This window comes from Bacillus sp. TH22, from assembly GCF_016651015.1.
Taxonomy (GTDB): domain Bacteria; phylum Bacillota; class Bacilli; order Bacillales; family Bacillaceae_G; genus Bacillus_A; species Bacillus_A mycoides.
Window position 1 is genome coordinate 1,756,469 of the sequence record NZ_JAEKER010000001.1, and the last position, 21,578, is coordinate 1,778,046.

The following is a 21,578-nucleotide window of genomic DNA, read 5'->3' on the forward strand; positions in this document are numbered from 1 at the left end:
CTTTTTGGTCAATTTCTTTCTAAAAAAAGAAGTGCATTCCTGCTATGGATATGCACTTTTTTCCTACTTCATTACATGTATAATCCGCCGTTAATGTTTAATTGCTGACCTGTGATATACGCACCGTCACGGCATAGATATACTACACCTTTTGCAATTTCATCAGCTTGACCAAAACGTTTTTTCGGGATTTTCGCAACGATTTTTTGACGCACTTCTTCTGGTACTTCTGCTACCATTTCAGTATCAATAAATCCTGGGCAAATTGCGTTTACAGTTACATTTGTTCTTGCAAGTTCTAACGCTAATGATTTTGTAAATCCTAGCATACCTGCTTTTGCTGCTGAGTAGTTTGTTTGTCCAAATCCACCAGCTTGGCCAATAATAGAAGAAATACTAATGATTCTTCCTTCTTCTGCTTCCGATATGTATGGAAGTACCGCGCTTGTCGTATTAAATACACTGCTTAAGTTCACGTCAATTACGCGCTCCCAATCTTCACGATTTAATTTTTTGAATGTACGATCTCTTGTAATACCAGCATTATTAACAAGAATATCAACTTGACCAAAATGATTCACAGCTTCTTCTACAAGTCTGTTTGCATCTTCTACTTTAGAAACATCCGCTTGAACTGCATAAACGTCATGTCCTTCTTTTCCTAATTCACTTACTAAGTTTTCAGCTGCTTCTTTACTGCTGTTATAGTTAATAACTACTTTTGCTCCCTCTTCTGCTAATGCTACTGTAATTGCTTTTCCAATTCCTTTTGCCCCACCTGTTACGATTGCTACTTTGCCATTTAATTGAACCATTTCTTTTCCCCCTTAAATGAATTTGTGAACGATTGTTATGAATCATTTTGGTACTCATACTATTGAGTCCATATATTAATTATGTTTCGTTGTTTATACATGAAAAGAGATTCTCCCTCTCTCTTTTACACGTTATAAACAAACGCCATTATCATTTTTTATTTTCTGGCTTATTTACAGGCTTTACTTCTTCTTTTACAGGTACTTGTAGTTTAGCTAGTACTGCATTTTGCTTTTCTAGCAATTCTAAAATTTGATCAACTTTCGTTTCTAACGTGCGCATATCTTGTTTTACTTTCGTAACATCACGCTTTAATGTAGGAGCTTGTCCTAATGAATCCACTTTCTCTTCTAGAATTTCCTCGATGTTATCAACTTTATTTTCTAAGTTAATAACAAGCGTAGCTACTCTAGCGATATCCTCTCTCGTCGGCACATTCACCTGTTCTAAATAATTTTTTGTCGTATCATTTAATGCTTTTTGATAAAACAAATTCAAATCTAGAACGCTGCCCATCCAAGCAGAATATTCTTCTGTTTTAATTGTTTCATTGAGCGCTTTTCCCCAAAATGTTTCGGTTTGTTCATAAGCATTTTTCCATGCTTGCAATGGATCGAATTTTTGATCAATCACTTCGACTACACTCCCTTTTTCGTTTTTGAAACAATTCAACCTATTCACTATTTTCTAATATTCCGAATAAAACTTCAAGTATATATTTTATTTTTCTTTATTTTCTAACAAATGTATTGACATTAAAAACAGATAGGTGTAAATTGCACTTATAAGCAAAAAATTCCATCTAACTGATTCATGAGGTGATGCACAATCATGCTACATAATGAACCAGAACACCCAGAAAGTTTGGAAAAAAACCAAGCGAAACAACCAAACTCCATGCCAAAAAACTTCTTAGTTCCTTTCTTACTTCTCTGTCTAAAAGACTGGAGTCTTCATGGTTACAAACTTATTCAAATGCTAATGGACATCGGCTTTTCTTCTGTTGACCAAGGTAATGTGTATAGGACACTACGCAAATTAGAAAAAGAAAATCTTATTTCTTCTACTTGGGATACAAGCGAAGGCGGGCCAGCGAAACGAATTTATTCTTTAACAGAATATGGAGAGCAATATTTAACAACATGTGCGACTTCTTTTGAACATTATCAAAATATGTTGCGGACGTTTTTCACGTTATACACCAATGCATTCTTTCCATTTTCTACTTCTCCAGAAAAGGATGAAAAGGATTCTTCATCTTCACCTGGTGGTACAGCAGAGTAATCTGCGTTCACAATATGCAAAAAAACATTTGGAGGTCAAACAATGGAAACTAAGCCATACGAATTAGTCGATGCATTTTGGAAAAACTGGTCTCAATCTCTTTCCCTCTTCTCTTCAGCTGGGAAACAATTAGAGCAACTTACTTTAGAAACGTTAAAACAACAACAAGACGCTTTGCATAAATTAACATCAGGAGTAGATGAACTAGAAAAAGAACTACACCAATTCACTGCTCAGTTCAATAACCAATATACAGACTATGTGAAGCAATTAACTGGAAACTCCTTAAATGATCAAATTAACGAGTGGCAAGAAAAGTGGAATGAGCTTTCTAATCAAATGCACCAACTTACTGTTTCGCCTACGAAAACATCTTTGTCTATTCTTACTCAAACTAGCGGCCAATTTGAAGAAACAACAAAACACTTTATCGAACAACAACAGTCGCAACGTGAAGAGGTTCAAAAACAGTTAGAAGTTTTTTTGGGAGAGTTCAAGTCCAAACAACTAGAACTCGCAAAGCAGTTCGAGGAAAACTCAAAAAATCTATTTACTTCCATCAAGTAAGAAAAATGTGGCAACTAACTGCAGCACAAACAAAACTCTTTCTTCCTCCTACTACATCAAGATGGCTTACATTTTTCGATATGGAAAAGAAGGAGGACAAAATGAATCCATTTCAAGAAGCACAAACTGTTCCGGAGCTTCGTTACGATGAGATTCAAGTCGGTGATCAAGCATCACTTACAAAAAAAATTACGGATGAGGACGTTATCAATTTTGCAAAATTGACTGGAGATGTAAATCCTATTCACATTCTAGACTCTTTTGCAAAAACGACAATGTTCAAAGAACGTATTGCCCATGGCATGCTCGTTTCAAGTTTTATTTCTACCATTCTTGGAACGAAACTTCCTGGCAAAAATACGATTTATTTATCACAAAACGTTTCATTCCGTGCTCCTGTCAAAATCGGTGATACACTTCGCGTTGTGGCAGAAGTTATTAAAAAACGGGACGATAAAAAAATTATCACATTGCAAACAAACATATATAATCAATCTGATGATATTGTCGTAGAAGGTACAGCGACAATACTGAAAAAAGAGTAGCAAATTTGCTACTCTTTTTTCTATCCAAGAACTTCTAATCACACCGTTTACTTCCGTGTATGAGTACGTCGTTTACACATAAAATAACATTACCAGATAGCACTTAGCTAAACTGGATTACTCTTTAAGGATGTGTATCAACATGGTGAAAACAAACAAATTACTAGTTCCGGGTGCAGAGCAAGCACTTGAACAATTCAAATATGAAATCGCACAAGAATTCGGTGTAAGCTTAGGATCTAATACAGCATCTCGTTCTAACGGATCAGTTGGCGGTGAAGTAACGAAACGTCTTGTTGCTTTAGCTCAACAACAATTACGCGGATAACTATATAACCTATGGCTTAGAGGCAGATATTCTCTGCCTCTTTCTTTTTAACATACATAATAGTGATTCTTCACATACTAGTAAGAGCAAATCGAAAGGAACGATATGTGAAATGAAACGGATTAACATTAGCATGAGTCCTCCCCGTGTTCTTACTGTATCTTTTATTATGCTATCAATTATCGGTACATGCCTATTGAAATTGCCAATTGCTACAACAACGTCTATTTCATGGCTCGATGCTTTATTTACAACGGTTTCTGCTTGTACGGTTACAGGGCTTGGTGTTGTGGACACTGGTAAAGTATTTACCTTATTTGGCCAATGTGTCATTTTAACACTTATACAAGTTGGCGGGCTTGGCATTATGAGCTTTGCTGTTTTAATCGCAATTATGCTCGGCAGAAAAATCGGCCTTCAAAACCGGATTTTATTACAACAAGCATTAAACCAAACAAATGTCGGCGGAATCATTCGTCTTGCAAAAGCATTATTTTTATTTTCTTTTACTGTAGAATGTATCGCTACTTTACTTCTCTCTTTTGAATGGGTACCAAAATACGGGGTTGCCAAAGGTATATATTATAGCTTTTTTCATTCTATCTCAGCCTTTAACAATGCTGGGTTTTCTGTGTGGAGCGATAATTTAATGTCGCACTCCCATAGCATTCTCGTCAATCTCGTTATTTCTTCCCTCATTATTTTAGGTGGGATTGGTTTTACGGTTATCGTAGATATAAAAAGAAAGAAAAACTTTAAAAACCTTACTTTGCACTCAAAGCTTATGCTCTCTTCTACTCTAATCGTCAATATTATTGCTACAGCTTTTATCTTTATATTTGAGTTCCATAATTCAATTTCCATGAGAGGTTTTACACCATTTGAAGAAGGTATGGCTGCTTATTTTCAAGCGGTTTCAACACGTACTGCCGGGTTTAATACTGTTGATATCTCTGCATTATCAAAACCTTCACTTTTATTAATGATGCTTCTTATGTTTATTGGTGCTGGCAGTGCTTCAACTGGTGGTGGGATTAAGTTAACGACTTTTTTGATTATGTTTTTCGGCGTATTTAAATTTTTGCAAGAACAAGATGATATTGTCGTGTTTAAAAAATCCATTAAAGATACGCTCATTGTCAAATCATTAACGATTACTATTATTTCAATTTCTTTTATTTTTCTTTCCATTTTAATTTTAAGCATCACTGAGAAGGTTCCTTTATTAATGAGTGCTTTTGAAGTATTTTCAGCATTTGGAACTGTCGGCCTTAGCATGAATTTGACGCCACACTTAACAATCATCGGCAAAACAATTATTATCTTTATGATGTTTTTTGGAAAGATGGAGCCTTTAACATTAGCCTTTTCATTTGCACGTAAAAAACAAAGAAAAATAAAATATCCAAACGAAGATATTTTAACAGGTTGACAACCGTATAAATTATCCATATAATGAGAGTACAATAGCATATCTCCAAAGGGGAGTAGCGTCCAAGAACTATTTCTTGGAAACAAAGTCGTCATTACGTAGAACTTAGTTCTTCCGGCTTTGTTGGCATTTTCATTACATATGTCTAGCAAGACCTTTGCCTATCAACGGCAGAGGTCTTTTTTGTTTTCAAATTCCTTCCACCGTTGATACGCAGGAGTATGGGGAAACTAAACAGTGGGGAACTTCTTCACTTGTTTAGTCTTTATAGAAATGAGAGGAGAATGTACATGGATGTATCATTATTATTGGAGTATGGTTGGGTATTACTCATCCTAATTGCACTAGAGGGGATTTTAGCGGCTGATAACGCTCTCGTTCTCGCAATTATGGTAAAACATTTACCAGAAGAAAAACGAAAGAAAGCACTATTTTATGGATTAGCAGGAGCGTTCGTTTTCCGCTTCGGATCACTATTTATGATTTCGTTCCTAGTAGATGTATGGCAAGTGCAAGCAATTGGTGCGATTTATCTTATGTTTATCGCGGGGAATCACTTATTTAAAACGTATGTTAAAAAGAATACACATGAAGAAACAGAAGAAAAAGAAGCAAAGAAAAAACAAGAGAACTTTTGGTGGACTGTATTTAAAGTCGAAGTTGCTGATATCGCCTTCGCAGTTGATTCAATTTTAGCTGCTGTTGCATTAGCAGTGACTTTACCGAAAACAGGATTAGGTACGGTTGGTAGTCTTGATACAGGTCAATTTATCGTTATCTTTACAGGTGGACTTATCGGATTAGTGATAATGCGATTTGCAGCAACTGCTTTCGTACAAATATTAAAACGTAAACCAGGACTTGAAACTGCAGCATTTTTAATTGTAGGTTGGGTTGGTGTGAAATTAACAGTTTATACGCTAGCACACCCTGCTTTAAATGTCCTTCCGCATTCATTCCCAGAATCCACTCCGTGGAAGCTTACATTCTGGATTGTATTAGTTGGAATCGCAGTTTGCGGTTGGTTCTTCTCGAAAGAAGTAGAAGTAAAAGTAGAAAAGAATTTAGACGAAAAAGCGCTGTAATTACAGCGCTTTTTCTTTTTTCTCGTTTCAATTCCCCTCTCTATTTTCAGAAAAAATTCCATTATACTACCTTTTGTAAACGCTTCCTTTCTAGATGTATGTCCTTTTTGTGAAATATTGCACAAACTTATTGAAACTATGAACAAATCCATGTACCTTATTCATATAAGGAGTATTTATAGACGATGTATTAAAGGAGCGTATTACTCATGCTAGAACAAGGATTAGATTACGTTGTAAAACTGGCTAAGAGCAAAAAACAAATGCTAGATATAAATCCAATGCAATATTTCATTCGTGCTGCACTTGCGGGCATTTATATCGGTTTTATTATTGTACTATGTTTTAAATTAGGTAACTTTTTTCATATTGCAGATTCACCAGCAACATATTTAGCTTCCTCCATGTTTTTCGGAATTGCTCTCGTACTTATTATATATGGCGGCGCTGAATTATTTACTGGCAATACAATGTACTTCACAGTGGCAACTTTAAGAAAAGAAACAACGATTTCTGATACACTTCGCAACTGGGTTGCTTGTTATGCAGGTAACTTAGCTGGCGCTTTATTCTTTGCCTTACTATTTTACGCAACTGGAATTTTCGAAGCAATTGATCACAGTCATTTAATGAATAAAGTTGTTGAAGGAAAGATGAATACACCTACAATGCAATTATTCTTTAAAGCGATTTTATGTAACTGGCTCGTATGTCTTGCCTGCTTCTTACCTTCTCAAGTGAAAGGTGACACAGCAAAAATATTAATGATGATGATGCTCGTTTTCACTTTCTTTTTATCTGGTTATGAGCATAGCATTGCAAACTTATCACTGTTTGCTTTATCTTTAGTATCACCACATCCTGAGACAATTTCTTTTGCGGGCGCTATTCATAACTTAATTCCAGTTACAATCGGTAACATTATTGGCGGATCCGTATTTGTCGGTATGGTATATCATTACTTAACAAAGAAAACACCTGTTGTTGAACAAGAGAAAACTCAATTAGTTGGAGCTCAAACGGAGGAAATTATTCCTTTACAAGCACATATGAAACATTAAAAACTCCAAAGTTTTACTTTGGAGTTTTTAGCTCCCTACATATTTCAAGGCAATATAAGGATTAATTTCCCCGTTTTCCTTCCCTCTCTCTATGCTCTTTTTCATCTGATGCATACCGATGACATCATTTGTATGAAGGTGAATTTCATTAACATATAAACCTTCGTTGCAGAAAGCTTCTACGAAATCTAACCCACTTTTTTGTCGCCATCCCATATTATAATCGAGGGAAATAATATTCACCTCATTATCCCTAACAATTTGCAAGGCAGATTCTACTGTAGTTGCCAAAACATATCCGTATGGGCAACTTCTTTGATCATCCATATATACATTCATTTTCTATCTCCTCTCTATTTTGCATATGTGACCAACACATAACATATTGCTCCTAGGCTAATAAAAGGTCCGAACGGAATTGGAGTTCTTATGTTTATACGTTTTAGCGCTATACCTATCCCGAAAAAACAAAGACTAAAGCAAGATGCTAAAAATAAAGTTATAAAAACCCCTTTCACTCCGACTATACATCCGAGTAACGAAAGTAATTTTACATCACCTCCGCCAAGACCATCTGGATAAATCTTTTGCATGCAATATAACAAAATGAATATAGTTCCACTACCAGCTAAACTATCTATCCAAGTAACTAACGGTACAAAAATACATTCTAAAATAAGCAAAAGCACAAACCAAATTAAAATACGATTAGGTATTAGCATATATACTAAATCTGTAACTGAAATAATTAGAAGTAACGAAAAAAGCGATAAAATGATGATGAGCTCTCTTTCCATTCCAATTACATATACAGTAAGAAAAAATAAACTGCCTGTAACAAATTCAAATACTATGTACAAACTTGAGATTTTGCTCTTACAATTCGTACAACGCCCTTTTTGTATACAAAATGAAATGATTGGAATAAGTTCTTTCGGCTGTAACGTATACTTGCAGTAATGACAGTACGAACGCGGTGTAATAATAGATTCCCCTACTGGAACTCTCATCGCAATCACCATAAAAAAAGAACCAAACACCATACCTATTAACAATGCATATAAATAAGTGAACATCCCTTCCTCTCCTTTCCAAAAAAACATAACAAAAAAAGGAGAGAACTTCTACTTCATATTATCTTTATTCTATTAAAAAAGCAGGCCGTTTTCCGGCCTGCTTTCCCCTATTTTATACGATGAAATATACTGCTTTTAACGGCCCGTGTACTCCGACAACAAGATTCATTTCAATATCCGCAGAGTTACTTGGTCCTGTAATAAAGTTAATACAAGATGCAACTGCTTCACCTTTTTCCACACGAGAGTTCATATGTTGAACTGCTTGTGTAATACGCGGTACAAGTGTTTCACGTGGAATAATAGCAAAGTATACAGTCGGTAAAAAGTGTAAAGAACGCCCTTGTCCTTTATGACTTTGTACAACAATCGTACCAGATTCAGCTAAAGTATAATCACTAAATGCAATACCGATATTCGCTTTTTCCGCTATACGCATATTCTCTTCTTTTTTCTGAGGATCCCATACATTTACCTCAACATTTTGCTTTGGAAGCTCTTCTTTAAATAAAGAAGTCAATCCATAGGAATCAAAACGTTCATCTGCTGATAATATAATAGGTCCTCCGCCGTTTTCAACGATTACTTTTTGAATATCTTCACGTAAGCGGTCGTTTGTCGTTTCCACAACAGTTGTATGAATGTTTGTACATTGCTTTTTAAATACTTCTAACAATTCTTCTTGTGAATAATCTTTTAACGTTTCTACATTCACATTACTTTTCCATGCTGGTCGTTCTACACCTTCTGTTTTACGCGCGCGCCCAAGTTCTTTTGCGATATTATCTAGAAAGGACTCACGGTTTTGAATTAATCCTGTCATTATTTGTCCCCGCCTTTCTTATGATCTTTATACCAATCACGGAATCGTTCTTTACTTGGAGCCGGGAATTCACGAATATCCGTCCAGTTTTTAAGTGGTCCAACACCTTTTGATACACGGTTACCAGATGTAAATGGGCTCATTGCTGCCGGTGCCATTTTCGATCCCATTTTATATAAAGCTGCTGAAGAAGCACCCATACTAAACATTTTCATTGCTAATTTTTCTGCAAGTGGGGCACGACCTTCTTGCTCAACGATGACTTGACGATGTTTTAATAATAAATCATGTAATGGAATTTTTACTGGACAAGCTTCTGTACATGCTCCGCATAAACTAGATGCATAAGGAAGCTCTTTGTAATCGTCATACCCACCTAAAAGTGGTGTTAATACCGCACCGATTGGTCCTGAATAAATAGATCCATACGAATGTCCACCAACGTGACGATATACGGGACATACGTTAACACAAGCGGCACAACGAATACATTGCAATATTGAACGGAATTCCGATCCAAGAATTTGAGAGCGGCCATTATCAACAACGACTAAATGAAACTCTTCTGGTCCATCTACCTCTTCCTCTTGAATTGGTCCTGCTACTGTTACATAACTTGTTAATTTTTGACCTACCGCACTACGACATAGTAAACCAACTAAAACATCTAATTCTTCCATTGTCGGAACCATACGTTCCATACCCATTACTGCAATTTGTGTTTTCGGAATCGACATGACAAGATCGGCATTACCTTCGTTCGTCACTAAACAAAGAGAGCCAGTATTTGCAACAGCGAAGTTACAACCTGTCACACCAATTTCTGCATCCATAAATTTCTCACGAAGTTGTTTACGAACAAACTTTGTCATTTCGTATGGATCATCAGAATTTTCATATCCAAGTTTTTCTTTAAATACATCACGAATTTGCGTTCTGTTTTTATGAAGTGCAGGCGCAATAATATGTGATGGTGGATCGTTATCTACTTGCAAGATATACTCTCCTAAGTCACTCTCTAACACTTCACAACCAATCTCTTCAAGGACATGATTCATACTAATTTCTTCAGTTACCATTGATTTTGATTTTACAACTTTCTTCGCTTGTTTCTTTTTTGCAACGTCTTGAATATACTTTGCTGCATCCTCTTTCGTTTTCGCAAAGTAAACGTGACCGCCTCTTTTTGATACATTTTCACTTAACTGCATTAAATAATAATCAAGATTTTCTAACGTATGTTGACGAATTTGTTCACCTAGTTCACGCCACTCTTCCCAGTTTCCCAACTCGTCAGCTGCTTTTAATCGATTTGTATATAAACGCGTTTGTGCAGAAGATACCGCTCCGCGCATAAACGAATCTTGAATTCCATCGCCAACGCGATCATTAAATTTTTTCTCACTGATTTTCATAGACATAGCTTATGTTCCCCCTTCATGAGCGACTATTCAAGACCTCAGCAATATGCATTACTTTTACTTCTTTTCCTAAACGCTCAATACGTCCGCCAATGTTTAACAAACACCCACAATCTGCACCGATTAAATAATCAGCACCTGTTTCCATTACACTATCTACTTTTTCATCTACCATTTGCTCAGAAATTGGAGTCATCTTAACTGAAAACGTTCCCCCAAACCCACAACAATTTTGCACGTTCGGCAGTTCTCTCACAATTAATCCTTTTACGCTTGATAATAAAATTCCTGGTGCCTCTTTTACTCCAAGCAGGCGTGTCATATGACAAGATTTATGAATAGTAGCTATCCCTGGTAAACTTGCACCAACATCTGTAACTTTTAAAACATCTACAATAAATTGTGTAAATTCATATGTTTTATCAGCAACCTTTTGTGCACGTTTAGCCCACTTCGGATCATCTTTAAAAACATGCGGATACTCATGAAACATTGTCGCACAAGATCCAGATGGCGTAACGATATATTCTGCATCTTCGAAAGTTTCAATCATATGTTTCATCGCTTCTTTTGCTGCTTCTACATGGCCGCTATTATAAGCAGGCTGACCACAACAAACTTGTGCTTCTGGAAATTCAATTTCACAACCTAAACGCTCCAATACTTCAACTGTTGCTTTACCGACGTTTGTTTCAAACATATCGACTAAACAAGTAACAAATAAAGTAACTTTCATAACTATAATTCCCCCTCATTACAACTCCGCCAAAAATCATATGGTCATCAGATGACTAAGATTAGAAGAAGTAGGCTCAACCATGGCCTATCCTCTCCCCCTTCTAAAGAAAACGCTTACTTAATCTCTCTATTTTATCAGAAAATTAGATTTTTTAAAAGATTAAATTACGCATTTATATCGTACCTGTGACAATATGTTCTACATTTGTTAAATGATCTAGCATCGCTTGTTGCGCTAATTCCACATCTTGCTTTAACACCGCATCATATATAGATTGATGCTCTTCTAAAAGTCGTTCTGATGTTGTTTGTTCACCATATAAAATAATGCGTCTTGATTCACCAATCGTTTCAGCAATCATCTCTGAAACATGATTCATGAGCTCAAGCAAGATGTTATTATGCGAAGATTCTGCAATTCCCATGTGAAATTGAAAGTCTGCTTTTTCGCCAGCCTTCTCATCTCCAATGCTCTTTGCCATTTCATCTAACCACTGCTTCATATTTTGCAAATTAGCTTCCGTACGTTTTGCCGCTGCCGCTCGAACTGCCCCCACTTCGAGCACCTTCCGTACTTCTAATAAATTCAAAATATCCTCTTTCTTCATTAATAACTTGTTATTTAGTGATTTTGTTAATGAAGAAGGATCGAAATTCCTTACATATGTACCTTCTCCTTGTTTCATTTCAATTAAGCCCATTGCTCTTAGCGCACTTAGCGCTTCACGAACAGCAGATCTGCCAACTTGAAACTGCTCAGCTAATTGATGAACAGGAAGTAGTTTGTCACCAGGTTTTAACGTACCATTTTTAATCATTGTTAAAATAGCTTCAGATACTTCTTCGTAAATTTTTTTCGGTTTAATAGATTTGTACTCCAGTTAAATCACCTCAGTATCTTCCAAACAACAATTGTAACGTTTTATAAGAACTTAGCATCCATAACTATTTTAGAACGAATTAGTAAGAAGTACAAATGTTTTGTTCATAAAATAGTCAAATTTTTGATATTCGTTTGATATTAATTAATACATTTACGCGTAACTATTTACCTTCAATATGAAGAGCATATTCCAAAAGTTAGAATATGCTCTCCTCATCTTGTGCTTTTAATTTAATACTAACTGTCGTGCCCTTACCTTTTTCACTTTCTATTCTCCACTCACCGTCATGTATATGAACAATTTGCCTTACAATTGCAAGACCTAAACCTGTTCCACCGTGTTGACGACTTCTCGCTTTATCTACTCGGTAAAAGCGTTCCCCCAGATTTTCTAAATGCTCTCTATCAATACCTATTCCTGTATCTTTTATGTGCAATTCACAATAATCATCGATTTGCTTTAATGTTATTATGATATCCCCGTTTTGATTTGTATAACGTATCGCATTATCTAATACATTATGAAGTACTTGTTGCATACGATCCTCATCAATCATTACGATAATTTCAGGATTTAAATTCGTTGAAATACGAAGGTTTTTTTCTACAAACTGTAACTCGTACGTATTTAGTACATCTTCAATAAGCTGTGAAAAAACGATAGGTTGTTTCTTTAAGGGAAAGTGTTCACCTTCTAGCTGCGCTAGATCTAATAAATCATGAACGAGGCGCTGCATGCGACCTGCTTCTTTATGAATAAGTTGCGTTACTTTTTCCTGCTGCGGCCCCTTCGCTACACCGTCTAAAATAGCTTCACTATATCCTTTAATATAACTAAGCGGTGTTCTAAGTTCATGCGAAACATTAGCTAAAAATTCCTTACGCTTTACATCTTCTGTTTCTAAGGAATTTGCCATTTTATTAAAGGCTTTTCCCAATCGTCCAATTTCATCTTCTGAAGAAATTGTAATCCGCTCTGAGAAATCTCCAGTAGCCAAATGATTTGCAACTCGTTCCATTTGCGAAAGCGGTCTCGTAATGGCGATAATAATTTTTCTACCAATCCATATTGTAATTAAAATCATTGCAAGTGCTAACGGCGCTAAAATAAGACCCATATCAAATATTAAGTCTTTTATACTTTTTAAAGGAATATAAGAGTATACAATACCAACTAATTTTTTATTATCTAAAACAGGGATGACAACACCCATAATATTACGATCAAAATGTTCTTCATACCCTATCTTTGTCACAGTTTTCCCATCTAATAGCGCCTGTCTATCCCCTTCACTTATAAGAGAATGATGGTGAACATCAAAAGGCAAACATGCGCTTAAATCACGCGGATTGTATACGAAAAGGACATCTGAACTAGATATTTGATCATATGCCCTTACTTTCTCTTCAAAAGTGGATACTCCTTCACGTTTATCATATTGCGTGGCAAGGCGTTTCCCTTCCATTACTAATGAATCTTTTAAATTATCAACGTATAACTTTTCATATGAGTATAAAGATACAAAATAAAGAAAGGAAACTGTTACACATACTGCACATACTACTGTAAGCCAAAGCTTTTGTACCATCGTAAACATACGTTACACCTCAAATTTATAACCTACACCCCAAACGGTTTGAATGTAGTTTCCACTTTCTCCTAGCTTTAGACGCATCGTTTTCACATGCGTATCTACCGTTCTTGTACTTCCTGCATAATCATATCCCCACACCTTTTCAAGCAATTGTTCCCGGCTAAATACTTGTCCATTATGTTGGCAAAGAAAATATAGTAAATCGAACTCTTTTACCGTAAGAGGAATCGTCTCACCATTCGTCTCGACCCTCCTACTTTTTTCATTAATAAGAATCGGTCCAAATTGAATCTCTTCTTGCTGTTCTTGCTTTGTATATCGTCTTAAAACAGCTTCCATACGAGCAATTAGTTCCCCGGGACTAAATGGCTTTACAATATAATCATCTGCTCCCATACGTAAGCCGTTCACCCTATTCCACTCTTCACCTTTTGCTGTTAAAAATATAATAGGTACATCCGACGTTTTTCGAATCTCTTTACAAACTGAAAGCCCATCCATCTCAGGCATCATAATATCTAGTACAACGAAATCGTAATGATCCGTCTCTAATTTTCGAAGTGCCTCTTTTCCATTTTCAGCTTCTCCCCACTCGTATCCGAAGTTATCTAAGTACATTCCGACAAGTTGCCTCATATCATTTTCGTCATCTACGACTAGCACGTTATATTTACTCATTGTCCTTCCCCTTCTCTCTCTATGAGTTGAAACGGTCCTTTTCCGACTTTAATTGTTTGTTTTATTTTCATATTCTTCATATCCATTACGCATACTTCATCGCTATCATAACTAGCTACATATCCTTCTGTACCGCTTTTCAAAAATGCAAATGGATTAGATCCTACTTCTGCAAATCCTACCTCTTGATACGTACTTGCATCAAACTTTCTAAGCGTATTTGAACCGTGACTTAGCGCATATACATACTTATCATCCTTTGTTATATTCACAGGCATAAACGGAGCATGTAAAGAACGCATCATCTCTCCACTCTGTAAAGAATACACTAATACTTTCTCATTCACTTGACTTCCATCACCATGTCCACCAATCCATATTTCTTTCCCATCAGCGCTAACCGTTGCTCCTGTTGATGCTGGTGGAATCATAAAGGACTGTATCACTTCTTTTTTCTTTGTATCAATGGTCGTTAGTTTCGTATCATAAAAGTTGAGTACAGATAACTGGTTATGATGCTCTACCATCGTTATCGGCCCTTTTCCTGTTGAAACACTCCCTGTCTCTTTTCCTTTTATCGTAAAGAACCTTACCTTTTGTTCATTTTGATCGGCAGCAAATAATTGTGTTCCATCATCTGATGCGATAACATTAGCAATTCCTTTTCCAATCTTATATTTGTCCACTTGTCTTCCTTCTGCTAGTGAATATACATACATATATTCTAATTGCTTACCATAAACAAGTATTTCCTCGCCATTTGGAAGTAGCGTAACCCCCGCAATCGGCTCATTTAATTCCCATGTTGTTAATAGCTTCTTTGTTTTTTTATCAATAAAACTAATACTACCTTCCTTTATATTCGTTGTTATAATAACACTTTTATCTTTAGCAATCGGTGTATACGAACTTCCTTGACACCCTACTAATAGAAATAAAAAACAGAGAAGAAAAACATACTTTCTCAAAAGATTCCCTCCATCTTCGGATGATTTCGTTATAATTGTAAAATAACAAATAAATGTGTGGAAAATGTGAAATCTTCCTTTATTAATAAAGTGAAACTTTAATCAGTGGGGGTTTTCTTCATCCCCCACTGATTATTAGTTGAACCAATCGGGCTTTTATGGGCAGTTGATCCCCCATCTAACTTCTTTGCTTTCGCTGAATTTTGAGGTGGGGGTCTTACTGCCCATTAATGCGGGATAAACTTACATCTATAATGTACAACAAATAGAATTTGAGGTGTGTAAATTATGCTTTTTCCTGATTTAGCGAATAAAATTGTACGTGAAGTACGCAGATTAATTACTGAAAACATTATTATTATTAATATACAAGGCGTTATTATCGCAAGTACAGATGCGGAAAGAATCGGTCAATTTCATGAAGGTGCACTCCGCTGTGCGAAACAAAAGAAAACTGTCATTATTACAAAAGACGATGAACGACGACTGCAAGGTGTAAAAGCTGGGATGAACCTTCCTTTACTATTCCATGACGAAGTAATCGGCGTGATTGGAATTACAGGAGAACCTGAAAACATTTCACAATACGGAGAAATATTACGTAAGATGACCGAATTATTAATTCATGAAAACTACTTTTTAGAACAATTAGAACTTGAGCACCGGTCTTATGAAGCATTTGTCTTTGATTGGCTTCAAAATACAGACTGGTCTCCAAGTTTTCTCGATCGTGCAAAAACGCTTGGCATTGATTTATATAAGAAGAAACAACTTATTTTATTATCAATCGCCCAAGATAATACGATGCTCCAGCGTAAAATTTGGCAACATATGCGCAACATTTTAGCAAAAGAAAATTTATTTGTTCGCTGGGGAAATGATCGGTTTATTTTGTTTACAACAATCCAATCCAAAGAGCAAACCTTTCAATTTTTAAAACGGTTAAAACAAGACTGTGAAACTTTATTTTCTATTACTTTATATATCGGGATTGGACAAGCAGTTACGCCAAGCAATATGAACTTATCGTACGAACAAGCATTACGCGCCCTTTCAGTATCACTTGAAACGAAAAAAATTGTATTTAATGAAGATTTACGTTTAGAAATGTGCTTACAAGATATTTCTACTGAAACTCGAGAACAGTTTCTAGAGCGTACCATTGAAAACTTAGTATCATCTCCTGAGCTTATGCACACTTTACGTTTATTTATCGATTATAACCAATCTTATAAGCAGACAGCTGAGCAATTACATATACACATTAACACATTGCATTACAGGCTAAAAAAGATTGAAGAACATACAGGACTTGACCCGAAACAATTCAAAGATTTAAATGTTTTATACTTCGCACTCCTCTTATTAGATAATCATACAAAAAATAACGATAAAATTGATTAATCTTTAGATGATTGTACATAGAAAGAATCCTCCAACTTTTTTATCATTATAATGAAAGCACTGTTACAACGTTTTTTATTATGACGAAATACGTTAACAGTTTGAGGGGGATTTCCAATGTTAGAAAAGCAAATTATTGATTCATTCGTATCTATTGTTGGCGAAGATAATGTAGATACATCCAATATGGGGCGTTTAACTTATAGTTATGATGCCACTCCAAACTTCCAAGCGATGCCTGATGCAGTCATTGCTCCTCGTAATACAAATGAAATAGCTGACGTGTTAAAAGTGTGTAACACTCATAAAATCCCCGTATACGTTCGCGGGTCTGGAACAAATCTTTGCGCTGGAACGTGTCCACTTGAAGGTGGTATCGTCCTTATTTTCCGCCATATGAACAATATTTTAGAAATTGACGAAGAGAATTTAACAATTACTGTACAAGCTGGTGTTATTACACTTGATATTATTAAAGCAGTAGAAGAAAAAGGTTTATTTTATCCACCAGATCCAAGCTCTATGAAAATTTCTACAATCGGCGGTAACATTAATGAAAACTCCGGCGGATTACGTGGTTTAAAATATGGCGTAACACGTGATTATGTAATGGGGCTTGAACTTGTCTTACCGAACGGCGATATCATTCGCACTGGTGGTAAATTAGCAAAAGATGTAGCTGGTTATGATTTAACTCGTTTATTTATTGGTTCTGAAGGAACACTTGGTGTTGTTACGGAAGCTATATTAAAACTTGTCCCTATGCCTGAAACGAAGAAAACGATGCTTGCGCTATATGAAGATATTAACGAAGCTGCTCGAGCTGTTTCTGCTATTATTGCAAATAAAATTATTCCGGCGACACTTGAGTTTTTAGACCAACCAACAATTGAAGTTGTAGAAGAGTTTGCACAAATCGGTTTACCAACTGACGTTAAAGCAATTTTATTAATTGAACAAGATGGCCCGCCCGAGGTTGTCAATCGAGATATCGAAAAAATGGCTAACGTTTGCCGTGCTATGAATGCGGTCGATGTTCGCGTTGCAAAAGATGAAGCCGAAGCAGATGCGCTTCGTACAGCACGCCGTAGTGCACTATCAGCACTTGCAAGACTAAAACCGACAACAATATTAGAAGATGCAACTGTACCACGTTCACAAATCGCTCCAATGGTTGAAGCAATTAATGCAATTGCAAAGAAATATAATATTCCTATTTGTACTTTTGGTCATGCTGGTGATGGTAATTTGCATCCGACTTGTATGACAGATGCCCGTAATGAAGAAGAAATGCATCGTACCGAACAAGCTTTTGCTGAAATATTTGCGAAAGCGATTGAGCTTGGTGGTACGATTACTGGTGAACATGGTGTTGGCGCAATGAAAGCTCCGTATTTAGAAATGAAATTAGGTAAAGAAGGTATTGCTGCTATGCAAGGGATTAAACAAGCCTTCGACCCAAACAACATTATGAATCCTGGAAAGATGTTCGCGAAAGACTCTCGTAAAAGAGTGGTGGTTGAGCGATGACCACATTAAATAAAGAAAACATTCAAAAGGAATTTAAAGAACGATTAAGTGAAGATGAACTACTAAACTGTATGCGATGCGGCTTTTGTTTACCAACTTGCCCTACTTACATTCAATCTGGGTATAAAGAATCACATTCCCCACGCGGACGTATCGCCTTAATGAAAGCCGTCGTTGATGGTTTAATTGAGCCGGATGAAGATGTTGAAGATACATTAAATGTTTGCCTTGGCTGCCGCGCTTGTGAACCTGTTTGTCCATCTGGTGTGAATTATGGACATTTATTAGAAGAAGCTCGTGATATTATTAATCAAAATAAAAAGTTCTCCATGCCCGTGAGAGCTGTTCGTAAAGTTGTTTTTGAAGGACTATTCCCGCATCAAAACCGAATGCGAACATTAACAGGACTAATCGGATTTTACCAGCGTTCTGGTTTACAAACGCTAACACATAAAACAGGTATTATGAAGTTATTCCCTGAAACACTTGCAACGATGGACCTCGTTTTGCCAAAAGTCCCTAAAATGAAAGCAATGAAAGATCGTCCTGAATTTTTACCTGCTGAGGTGGCAAAGAAGAAACAAGTTGCATTCTTCACAGGTTGTTTAATGGATACGATGTTTTTAGAAACAAATAACGCAACGATGAAACTTCTTCAGTTAGCTGGTTGTGATATCGTTATTCCGAAAACACAAAGTTGCTGCGGGGCATTACATGGGCATGCTGGTGAAAAGAGTGGAGCAAAAGAATTAGCAAAACGAAATATAGAAGCATTCGAAGATTTACAAATCGACTATATCATTACGAATGCAGGTGGTTGCGGAGCTTACCTCGTAGACTATGATTATCTGTTAAAAGATGATCCCAAATGGGCTGAACGCGCAAAGCAATTTGTTTCTAAAATTAAAGATATTACTGCTATACTAGTAGAACTAGATTTCCATAAACGTAATGACTTACGACTCACGCCGCAAATCATTACGTATCAAGACTCTTGTCATTTACGCAATGTTATGCGAACATCTTCGGAACCTCGTATGTTACTAGAGGCCATTCAAGGCGCAACATACCGCGAAATGAAAGATGCGGACCGTTGCTGTGGTTCTGCTGGTATTTATAATATTGTCCATTCGGAGTTATCAATGGAATTTCTAGATTACAAAATGGACCGTGTACATGAAACAGATGCAGCGACAATTGTTACTGCAAACCCTGGATGTCTATTACAAATGAAACTAGGTATTGAACGTGAAGGTCTTTCTCATAAAATGAGAGGAATTCACATTGTTGATCTATTATTAGAAGCAATTGAAACCAACTCGTAATAACTCGTAACATACGTAATAATAGGAAAACGGCTATCTCCTTCGTCTATGTAAAGAGATAGCCGCTTTTTTGTCTGCTACAACATTAAAAATATGTTACTTTATTATAAAAAAGAACAACAGAAACATTACAGTTTTGTAAAAATACATCCAGTATATTCCTCAAAAAAATGCTAAAATCATTGATACAATAGGATTCTTCATTTTTAATATAGGTACATTTATCCAAAAAACCCCTCTTAAAACCAAGTATAAAAATGCTAAAAATTCCTTTTATACTCTATGTTTCTCTTATTTCATCCCTTTCCTCCTCTTAGGATAAATTAGGAAAATTTTAAGTCTATGAATTTTTTTCCATCTTTTTTCTCGCAAATTGTATGCTACGATGAATTGGTCAGTCAGACAGGCTGTCAAAAACAAATCGTGTGAAAACAAATTAAAACTTTATATAGGGGGACACACATCATGAAAAAGCGTGTTTTATTATCTGTAGCTGCTGCAACAGCTCTTACTTTAGGAGTATCTTCTTTAGATGCACAAGCTGCAACAGTACAACCATCTAACATAAAGGTTCAAAATATTCAGCATTCAAAAATAATGATGAAGCAAATGAGCCAACAAGAATTACAAGCATTCTTACAATCTATGGGAGTTGAATCATTAGCACAATGGAATCAAGGTCAATTCCAACAAGATTGCTTCATTCCTGGTCAACAGCCTACTGAAAATGTTGTTACTGAACAACCAACAGCTAAGCCAGAAGCTCAAAAGCCTGCTGAGGAAACTCAAAAACCAGCTGAACAAAAGCCTGCTGAAGAAGTTGCTAAACCAGAAGCTCAAAAACCAGCTGAAAACAACAATACTCAAAACGAAACACAAAAACCTGCTGAGCAAAAGCCTGCTGAAGAAGCAAAATCTTTAAGCGAATTCGAACAACGCGTTGTTGAATTAACAAACGCAGAGCGTACAAAACAAGGCTTATCAGCATTACAAATCGATACTGAATTAAGCAAAGTAGCACGCATTAAGTCTGAAGATATGCAAAAAAACAACTACTTTGATCATAACAGCCCTACATACGGGTCTCCGTTTGACATGATGAAGAAATTTGGTATTTCTTATAAATCTGCAGGTGAAAACATCGCCCAAGGACAACGTACTCCAGAAGAAGTTGTACAAGCTTGGATGAACAGTGCTGGACACCGTGCAAACATCTTAAATAGTGGCTTCACTCATATCGGTGTTGGCTATGTAGAAAGCGGCAACTACTGGACACAACAATTTATTACGAAGTAAATAAAAAGAGAGTCTTCTAGGAGAAGACTCTTTTTTTATGTTTCATAGCTTTCTAATATGTATGCGTATAAAATGTAGAACATAAACAAAATAGACCCGCAGCTTATTACACTAATTAACAAGTAAAATCCCCACTTCAGGCTCAAAAGCAACGAAAATAATATGCTGCATGCCATCACTTGAAAGATTCGCCTACTAACTAAACGGATTTTTTGTAATTTGATCGGTTCTTTCTCTCTATCCTTCACCTTTTTAAACACTTTACTAAACATAAAAAGAAACATACTAATTCCAATCGTTAGTCCTGTCTGAAAAGATATAATACTTCCCAAATTAATAAAGAGAATTAGTATATGGACAAACATCATAAATAAAGTAATACTCTTTATAAATCCATTTATAATGAAATAATCCCCTTCATTAAACTTATATATATTATGTAAAATAACATATACTAATCCATGTAAAATAATAATAAGGACAGGGATAAATAATACGACAACTTGTTTACTCATAAACTCGTTCGCTCCACCATTCTCGTTCCAATGCACTGCCATACGAGTTGGTAAATATGGATAAATACATAGAGTAAGTAAAAGACAAGCGAAAAATATCCCTAGCATATATTTATATTTGATCAAGTAATTCTCACCTCTCTTTTCTCTTAACGGCTTCGCCTCTTTCAGAGAAATCCCTGCAAAAATCTACCTTTTTCAACTTTAA

Annotated in this window: 23 protein-coding genes and 1 riboswitch; of the genes, 11 read left to right on the forward strand and 12 right to left on the reverse strand. The window is 36.0% G+C overall.

Features of this window, described 5'->3' with window-relative positions; translation table 11 throughout:
- Positions 1–71 precede the first annotated feature (71 nt).
- Positions 72–815: an acetoacetyl-CoA reductase gene (locus JFU18_RS08885; protein ID WP_201032728.1), complete on the reverse strand. Its 744-nt coding sequence runs from the start codon at positions 813–815 to the stop codon at positions 72–74.
- A gap of 151 nt (positions 816–966) precedes the next feature.
- Positions 967–1,449, reverse strand: a complete 483-nt coding sequence (gene phaR, locus JFU18_RS08890; RefSeq protein WP_000566956.1) for a polyhydroxyalkanoic acid synthase subunit PhaR — start codon at positions 1,447–1,449, stop codon at positions 967–969.
- 198 nt (positions 1,450–1,647) lie between these two features.
- Here phaR and phaQ point away from each other — a divergent pair, with 198 nt between their 5' ends.
- The 7 genes from phaQ (at position 1,648) to JFU18_RS08925 (ending at position 7,118) form a co-directional block, all read left to right on the forward strand.
- On the forward strand, positions 1,648–2,100 hold the full coding sequence (gene phaQ, locus JFU18_RS08895) for a poly-beta-hydroxybutyrate-responsive repressor (RefSeq protein ID WP_000903018.1): 453 nt from the start codon (positions 1,648–1,650) through the stop codon (positions 2,098–2,100).
- A gap of 42 nt (positions 2,101–2,142) precedes the next feature.
- A complete protein-coding gene (phaP, locus tag JFU18_RS08900) occupies positions 2,143–2,667 on the forward strand; it encodes a polyhydroxyalkanoic acid inclusion protein PhaP (protein ID WP_002011575.1) in 525 nt (174 codons plus the stop codon).
- Positions 2,668–2,768: 101 nt separating this feature from the next.
- Positions 2,769–3,212, forward strand: a complete 444-nt coding sequence (locus tag JFU18_RS08905; protein WP_001067911.1) for a MaoC family dehydratase — start codon at positions 2,769–2,771, stop codon at positions 3,210–3,212.
- A gap of 142 nt (positions 3,213–3,354) precedes the next feature.
- On the forward strand, positions 3,355–3,540 hold the full coding sequence (locus JFU18_RS08910; RefSeq protein ID WP_000241212.1) for an alpha/beta-type small acid-soluble spore protein: 186 nt from the start codon (positions 3,355–3,357) through the stop codon (positions 3,538–3,540).
- A gap of 112 nt (positions 3,541–3,652) precedes the next feature.
- Positions 3,653–4,972: a TrkH family potassium uptake protein gene (locus JFU18_RS08915; protein WP_201050298.1), complete on the forward strand. Its 1,320-nt coding sequence runs from the start codon at positions 3,653–3,655 to the stop codon at positions 4,970–4,972.
- A gap of 38 nt (positions 4,973–5,010) precedes the next feature.
- Positions 5,011–5,183, forward strand: a riboswitch (yybP-ykoY riboswitch).
- Positions 5,184–5,262: 79 nt separating this feature from the next.
- Positions 5,263–6,057: a TerC family protein gene (locus JFU18_RS08920; protein WP_085309901.1), complete on the forward strand. Its 795-nt coding sequence runs from the start codon at positions 5,263–5,265 to the stop codon at positions 6,055–6,057.
- Positions 6,058–6,266: 209 nt separating this feature from the next.
- Complete coding sequence (locus tag JFU18_RS08925) at positions 6,267–7,118, forward strand: formate/nitrite transporter family protein (RefSeq protein ID WP_201034891.1); 852 nt, start codon at positions 6,267–6,269, stop codon at positions 7,116–7,118.
- Between the two features lie 27 nt (positions 7,119–7,145).
- Here JFU18_RS08925 and JFU18_RS08930 read toward each other — a convergent pair whose 3' ends face one another.
- From JFU18_RS08930 to JFU18_RS08970, 9 genes are all read right to left on the reverse strand, one after another.
- The gene (locus JFU18_RS08930) at positions 7,146–7,457 is read right to left on the reverse strand and encodes a cyclic-phosphate processing receiver domain-containing protein (protein WP_002064363.1); all 312 of its coding nucleotides are present in this window, start codon (positions 7,455–7,457) and stop codon (positions 7,146–7,148) included.
- A 14-nt stretch (positions 7,458–7,471) separates the two neighbouring features.
- Positions 7,472–8,194, reverse strand: coding sequence for a prepilin peptidase (locus JFU18_RS08935; RefSeq protein WP_085309897.1), 723 nt, complete (start codon positions 8,192–8,194; stop codon positions 7,472–7,474).
- Between the two features lie 112 nt (positions 8,195–8,306).
- Entirely contained in the window at positions 8,307–9,017 is a 711-nt protein-coding gene (locus JFU18_RS08940; protein ID WP_060751333.1) for a LutC/YkgG family protein, read from the reverse strand.
- Positions 9,017–10,438, reverse strand: coding sequence for a LutB/LldF family L-lactate oxidation iron-sulfur protein (locus JFU18_RS08945; RefSeq protein ID WP_201034890.1), 1,422 nt, complete (start codon positions 10,436–10,438; stop codon positions 9,017–9,019). Before JFU18_RS08945 ends, JFU18_RS08940 begins: the two co-directional genes overlap by 1 nt.
- Before the next feature lie 16 nt (positions 10,439–10,454).
- Complete coding sequence (locus tag JFU18_RS08950; protein ID WP_002011587.1) at positions 10,455–11,174, reverse strand: (Fe-S)-binding protein; 720 nt, start codon at positions 11,172–11,174, stop codon at positions 10,455–10,457.
- Between the two features lie 175 nt (positions 11,175–11,349).
- Positions 11,350–12,027: a FadR/GntR family transcriptional regulator gene (locus tag JFU18_RS08955; RefSeq protein ID WP_307838371.1), complete on the reverse strand. Its 678-nt coding sequence runs from the start codon at positions 12,025–12,027 to the stop codon at positions 11,350–11,352.
- 229 nt (positions 12,028–12,256) lie between these two features.
- The gene (locus JFU18_RS08960) at positions 12,257–13,657 is read right to left on the reverse strand and encodes a sensor histidine kinase (protein WP_002011591.1); all 1,401 of its coding nucleotides are present in this window, start codon (positions 13,655–13,657) and stop codon (positions 12,257–12,259) included.
- Positions 13,658–13,660: 3 nt separating this feature from the next.
- On the reverse strand, positions 13,661–14,332 hold the full coding sequence (locus tag JFU18_RS08965) for a response regulator transcription factor (RefSeq protein ID WP_201032725.1): 672 nt from the start codon (positions 14,330–14,332) through the stop codon (positions 13,661–13,663).
- On the reverse strand, positions 14,329–15,300 hold the full coding sequence (locus tag JFU18_RS08970) for a YncE family protein (protein WP_201034889.1): 972 nt from the start codon (positions 15,298–15,300) through the stop codon (positions 14,329–14,331). The genes JFU18_RS08965 and JFU18_RS08970 overlap by 4 nt, the downstream gene beginning before the upstream one ends.
- Positions 15,301–15,588: 288 nt before the next feature.
- Here JFU18_RS08970 and JFU18_RS08975 point away from each other — a divergent pair, with 288 nt between their 5' ends.
- From JFU18_RS08975 to JFU18_RS08990, 4 genes are all read left to right on the forward strand, one after another.
- A complete protein-coding gene (locus JFU18_RS08975) occupies positions 15,589–16,704 on the forward strand; it encodes a CdaR family transcriptional regulator (RefSeq protein ID WP_201034888.1) in 1,116 nt (371 codons plus the stop codon).
- Positions 16,705–16,821: 117 nt separating this feature from the next.
- Complete coding sequence (glcD, locus tag JFU18_RS08980) at positions 16,822–18,234, forward strand: glycolate oxidase subunit GlcD (RefSeq protein WP_201034887.1); 1,413 nt, start codon at positions 16,822–16,824, stop codon at positions 18,232–18,234.
- On the forward strand, positions 18,231–19,559 hold the full coding sequence (locus JFU18_RS08985; RefSeq protein WP_201034886.1) for a (Fe-S)-binding protein: 1,329 nt from the start codon (positions 18,231–18,233) through the stop codon (positions 19,557–19,559). Before glcD ends, JFU18_RS08985 begins: the two co-directional genes overlap by 4 nt.
- A 465-nt stretch (positions 19,560–20,024) precedes the next feature.
- Positions 20,025–20,855, forward strand: coding sequence for a CAP domain-containing protein (locus tag JFU18_RS08990; RefSeq protein WP_201034885.1), 831 nt, complete (start codon positions 20,025–20,027; stop codon positions 20,853–20,855).
- A 35-nt stretch (positions 20,856–20,890) separates the two neighbouring features.
- Here the strand turns inward: JFU18_RS08990 and JFU18_RS08995 are convergent, their stop codons facing one another.
- Positions 20,891–21,496, reverse strand: a complete 606-nt coding sequence (locus JFU18_RS08995; protein WP_201032721.1) for a DUF1648 domain-containing protein — start codon at positions 21,494–21,496, stop codon at positions 20,891–20,893.
- Positions 21,497–21,578 lie beyond the last annotated feature (82 nt).

Coding starts and splice junctions, on each gene's coding strand:
- JFU18_RS08885 (WP_201032728.1), bottom strand. CDS start 815: ATGGTTCAATTAAATGGCAAAGTAGCAATCGTAACAGGTGGGGCAAAA.
- phaQ (WP_000903018.1), top strand. CDS start 1,648: ATGCTACATAATGAACCAGAACACCCAGAAAGTTTGGAAAAAAACCAA.
- phaP (WP_002011575.1), top strand. CDS start 2,143: ATGGAAACTAAGCCATACGAATTAGTCGATGCATTTTGGAAAAACTGG.
- JFU18_RS08905 (WP_001067911.1), top strand. CDS start 2,769: ATGAATCCATTTCAAGAAGCACAAACTGTTCCGGAGCTTCGTTACGAT.
- JFU18_RS08910 (WP_000241212.1), top strand. CDS start 3,355: ATGGTGAAAACAAACAAATTACTAGTTCCGGGTGCAGAGCAAGCACTT.
- JFU18_RS08915 (WP_201050298.1), top strand. CDS start 3,653: ATGAAACGGATTAACATTAGCATGAGTCCTCCCCGTGTTCTTACTGTA.
- JFU18_RS08920 (WP_085309901.1), top strand. CDS start 5,263: ATGGATGTATCATTATTATTGGAGTATGGTTGGGTATTACTCATCCTA.
- JFU18_RS08925 (WP_201034891.1), top strand. CDS start 6,267: ATGCTAGAACAAGGATTAGATTACGTTGTAAAACTGGCTAAGAGCAAA.
- JFU18_RS08930 (WP_002064363.1), bottom strand. CDS start 7,457: ATGAATGTATATATGGATGATCAAAGAAGTTGCCCATACGGATATGTT.
- JFU18_RS08935 (WP_085309897.1), bottom strand. CDS start 8,194: ATGTTCACTTATTTATATGCATTGTTAATAGGTATGGTGTTTGGTTCT.
- JFU18_RS08940 (WP_060751333.1), bottom strand. CDS start 9,017: ATGACAGGATTAATTCAAAACCGTGAGTCCTTTCTAGATAATATCGCA.
- JFU18_RS08945 (WP_201034890.1), bottom strand. CDS start 10,438: ATGTCTATGAAAATCAGTGAGAAAAAATTTAATGATCGCGTTGGCGAT.
- JFU18_RS08950 (WP_002011587.1), bottom strand. CDS start 11,174: ATGAAAGTTACTTTATTTGTTACTTGTTTAGTCGATATGTTTGAAACA.
- JFU18_RS08960 (WP_002011591.1), bottom strand. CDS start 13,657: ATGTTTACGATGGTACAAAAGCTTTGGCTTACAGTAGTATGTGCAGTA.
- JFU18_RS08965 (WP_201032725.1), bottom strand. CDS start 14,332: ATGAGTAAATATAACGTGCTAGTCGTAGATGACGAAAATGATATGAGG.
- JFU18_RS08975 (WP_201034888.1), top strand. CDS start 15,589: ATGCTTTTTCCTGATTTAGCGAATAAAATTGTACGTGAAGTACGCAGA.
- glcD (WP_201034887.1), top strand. CDS start 16,822: ATGTTAGAAAAGCAAATTATTGATTCATTCGTATCTATTGTTGGCGAA.
- JFU18_RS08985 (WP_201034886.1), top strand. CDS start 18,231: ATGACCACATTAAATAAAGAAAACATTCAAAAGGAATTTAAAGAACGA.
- JFU18_RS08990 (WP_201034885.1), top strand. CDS start 20,025: ATGAAAAAGCGTGTTTTATTATCTGTAGCTGCTGCAACAGCTCTTACT.